A 4080-nucleotide genomic window follows, 5' to 3' on the forward strand; every position below is an offset into this window, starting at 1 on the left:
TCTACAACCACGACCGCCGACACAGCACAGCCGACATGCAGAGCCCCATCGACTACGAGACCAACACGGCCCAGGGCCTGCCCAAAACCGCATAAGGAAGCCCTCCACGATTCGGGGGGAACCACAGGCGGTCATTGGCGCCGGCGTGCGGTTTTGGCGGGCGCGGGGGCTCAGGTGCCCGAGCAGCGGGTCCTTCTCGGTCGCCTCCTCATAGGCCTGGAGGAAGGCGTCCATGAAGGGCAGGGCGTAGCGGCCCTCGGTGAGGACGGTGGCGTCGTCGCCTCCCAGGAGGATGGGGACCACGGGCACGGCGGCGGGAGGGCGCCCTGTGCGCTCGCTTTCGGCGTCCGCCCACTGGGCGACCTTGGCCCAGGCGGTGAGGAAGGCGGTGGTCACCGCCGTGTCCAGGCTCTTGTTGATTTTCAGGAGGAAGAGTCGCAGGGCCCGGGGGGATTGTGGTTCGCAATGGACCTGCGCGATGAAGTCGCGGCGGGGGATCGCCCTCATGGACTCCCCGAGTCTGCTCATCATGGCGCCCACCCCATTGCCGTCGATGTGGACGACGGCGATCTTGGACAGGCGGTGAGCGCTCTGGGGTTGGGTGCGGCCCTGGTGCGCCGCCTCCGGAGGCGCGGTGTCGCAGTCGAAGGCGTCCTCGAGTTGTTGCAGGTCTCGTGCCAGCCGTTCTTTAATGGATTCGAAGCGGGGATCGTTTTGGGCTATTTTCAGGAGCCGCCGGCGGGCGTCGGCGGCGCAGGCGCGTTTGACCTGGCTGGTCAGTGACCATGGCCGTTCGGAGTCCCTGCGTTTTCTTTCCAGGCCCAGGAAGGGGGCGGCGGGGAGGGCGGAGTCTTGGGCGCGCCGCAGGTAGGGCGTTTGGGGGAAGCGCGCCTCAGCCGGTGGGCGGTTGAGGCCGTACCTGGCGGCCTCGGCGTGAACATGGCTGAGGTCCTCCTCGGTGATGTCGGCGTTCTCGACGGGGATGAAGACCCCCGAGACGTCCATGCCCGGGGCCTGGGCGAGAGCACGGGCGGTGACCGCGCTTATGAGGGCGCGGGCGTCGTCTTGGCCGTCGACCACGGCAATGACCTTCCCGGAGGACTCCGAGACGGGCGTGACCTCAATACCCTGCTTGTCCGCCTCTTGGCGCGCCCATGGGGCGAGCCTGGTCAGCAGGTAGGAGGCCCCAATGTTCTCGCGTTGTCGCGGGGAGGAGAAGACAAAGCGCTGGTTGCCGTTGGTCTCGAGCATGACAAGGTGCATTCGTGGCTCCCTCGGGTCGCGTCCGGGACTAGTGTTCCAGCCGCCCCGGGGCGCGCGCGCCGCCTTGGGGGTACTAGTTCTGGTACAGCCCGGCCCCGGCGGGGTGCCGGCCTGAGCGGGGTGCCGGCCCCGGCTCACCATATCCCCCGGTACAGCCCGGCGTCGTCGAGGGCCGGTGCGGTTCCATAGACTTCGCAACGGTCCCGGCAGGTGCCGCACAGGGGGTAGAGGTGGACGACGTCGTCGGTCTCATGGATGATCTTGGTGATGGTGGTGCGCGCTTCGTCAAGCTCCTGAGGGCTGAGCCGCAGTTGGAAGACGGACTCCTGGAGGCGGTAGCCCATCCCTTCTAGTGCGGCCGCCAGTTTGGCGCGCCGGGTGTTGGAGGCGATGTCGTAGGCGACTATGACGGTTATCGCCACGAGACGCCGGTCCACTCGTAGTCGGGTTCGGTGATGGCTCGGCCCAGCAGCTGGGCGGCGTGGTGGATGTGGCGGCGCCACGTGCCCGAGAACCCGGGCAGGGCGCCTTTGACGCGGCGTTGGAGGGTCGCCTCATAACCGTCGACGAGTGCTTTCTTGCCTTCACGGTTGAGCCAGATGCCCTCGCCGTCCTCCGAGGCGGTGGCGTGCTCGGGCCGCAGGCGGTGCGAGCGCAGGAGTGAGACGACGGTGCGGTCTACTAGGAGGGGGCGGAATTCCTCCATGAGGTCGAGGGAGAGGCTGGGGCGCTTGTCGGTGGAGGCGTGTAGAACCCCGAGCGAGGGTTCCAGGCCGGCGGCAATGAGGGCACCGGTGCACTCACTTAAGAGGATGGCGTAGGCGTAGGACAGGGCGGCGTTGGCCAGGTCTTTGGGCGGGCGGCGGCTGCGGCGGGGGAAGGTGACGTCGTCGGGCACGAGGGCGGCCAGGCAGGAGAAGTACTGGGTGGAGGCGGCGCCTTCAATGCCCATGAGTTCATCAATGGTGCCGGCGTGGCCGGTGTCCGCTAGGAGCGTCCGCAGGAGGCCGCAGGTGGTGGTGATGTCGACGGCGCGGTCACGGCGGCCGGCCCGGTGGATGACGTTGAGCTGGTGCCTGATTTTGGCGCGGATAATGGCCTGCGCCAGGGGGAGGCGGGCGTGATCGTTCTCGGCGAGTTCGGCCTGGGCCAGGAGCCGGCGGGCGCTGGTTGTTGACCGTGGCCCGGAGAGCTGCCCGAGGTAGTTGCCGTGGCGGGACAGGAAGACGACGTCGATGTCGTTGTAGAGCGCCCAGGAGCGGGCTCCGGCGGATAGGCCGACAGTACCGGTGAGGACTATGCGGTTGACGGCTCGGCGGGGTATGGATACGTGGGGCAGTCCTGTGGGGCCGTCGACTATGAGGCGCTCGCGGGAGACGCGGACGCGGGCGCCGTCTTGGCCGACGTAGACGACTTTGTCGGGGTGGGCGTGCTTGTCGACGTCGTGGTGGGGGTCGACTTGGGGGAGGGTGGCTGAGAAGTCGACTCCGAGGTAGCTGAAGCCCTCGTCGAAGGTGGTGACCATGGTCTTGTCCTCATTGAGTGGGAATCCGAGGGCGGCTGCGAGGACACGGATGGTGTCGAACGCTTCTATGACGTCGCTGCGAGTGGGGCCGCATAGGACGATGTCGTCGGCGAAACGCACGTATCCGTATCCGGCGTCGCCGATGGTGAGGTCCACGCTGGTGAAGGAGAGGTTGGCCAGGAGGGGTGAGAGGCAGGAGCCTTGGGCGACGCCGCGGCTCCGGGCCCGCGGTTCGTGGTGGGCCCGCCGGGGCGAGGCGATGAGGCGAATGAGGTCGCGTGTTCGGCGGCATTCCAATACGTCCCCCATTGCCTCCAGTGCGTCGTCGATGAGCACGTGGGGGAAGAACTCGTCTATGTCAGTGCGCAGGACGTGGTGGTTGCCGTGGTCTCGGAGGGTGGCGAGGTGGTCAACGGCGTCGTCGACTCCTAGGCCGATCCTGTAGGCGAAGGAGCACGGGGATTGGACGCGGTCGAGGGGCTGAGCGATGACGTCGACGACGGCTCTTTCGACGAGCCGGTCGCGGATGGTGGGCACGTGCAGGATCCGGCGTTCACCGGGGGTCTTTTTGGGGATGGGAATTCGGGTGAGTGGGTTGGGGATGTAGGTCCCGGTTCTGAGTTCAGTGGAGAGGTCGGCCAGGTAGCGGTCCAGGTTTGCGGCGATGGCCTGGGTTTCCCGTTGGAGTTGGCCGTCTCGCGCGTCCTTGGCCAGGAGGGTGCTCCAGGCCTTGGCGAGGACCTCGGTGGAGGTGATGGTTTCGAAGAGGCTTCCCGGCTCGGTGAGTCCGCCGCGTTCGGTGAAGGCGGGGGTGCTTTGGAGCGGGAGGATCTTTTCTCCCAGGTAGTAGCCCCGAGGGGCGCCGCTGAGGGGAGGCGGGGAGCCGGCCCGCCCGGCCGTGTCGGATCGTGCTCGTGGCAGGTGTGTTCTGCGCCGGCGCATGGGCGAGGCGTCCTCCTCTCGTCTTGAACGCCCTTATCTGTCCTATTGTCAACAGATACGCCTTCGTGTCACTACCTCAGTTCTGGTACTTGCGCTGGGACCCGTTGTGCGATAAAGGCCGGTCGCGCGCGTACCGTGGGCTGGTTGAGCGGGGCGCGGTGGTGGGCGAGGGGCGGCGAGCGCCAGCGGTCCGGCATCCTGCCTCACGGCGGCTTATCGGGGTCCAGGGGCTCGGCAAAGTTGTTTGTTGTGGGGCTGGCCTGGGGTGATGGCGGGTTCTGGGGGTGCGGGGGTTGCGGCGTGGCCTGCCTGGGAGATGATGGATAGTGCTTAAACAGTCCTGCATTCCT

General features: G+C 67.3%; 2 protein-coding genes and 1 pseudogene. All 3 read right to left on the reverse strand.

The features are described 5' to 3' along the window. A pseudogene (locus EUC46_RS12230) lies at positions 1-1263 on the reverse strand (Cas10/Cmr2 second palm domain-containing protein); the annotation flags it as partial. 134 nt (positions 1264-1397) lie between these two features. Continuing rightward, positions 1398-1685 (reverse strand): CRISPR-associated endonuclease Cas2, encoded by a 288-nt coding sequence (gene cas2 / locus EUC46_RS12235; protein ID WP_128774435.1) that lies wholly within the window; start codon positions 1683-1685, stop codon positions 1398-1400. Next, positions 1676-3730, reverse strand: a complete 2055-nt coding sequence (gene cas1 / locus EUC46_RS12240; protein ID WP_128774436.1) for a CRISPR-associated endonuclease Cas1 — start codon at positions 3728-3730, stop codon at positions 1676-1678. Before cas1 ends, cas2 begins: the two co-directional genes overlap by 10 nt. Between the last annotated feature and the right edge of the window lie 350 nt (positions 3731-4080).

The sequence above is a fragment of the Actinomyces oricola genome, assembly GCF_004104015.1.
Taxonomy (GTDB): Bacteria; Actinomycetota; Actinomycetes; order Actinomycetales; family Actinomycetaceae; genus Actinomyces; species Actinomyces oricola.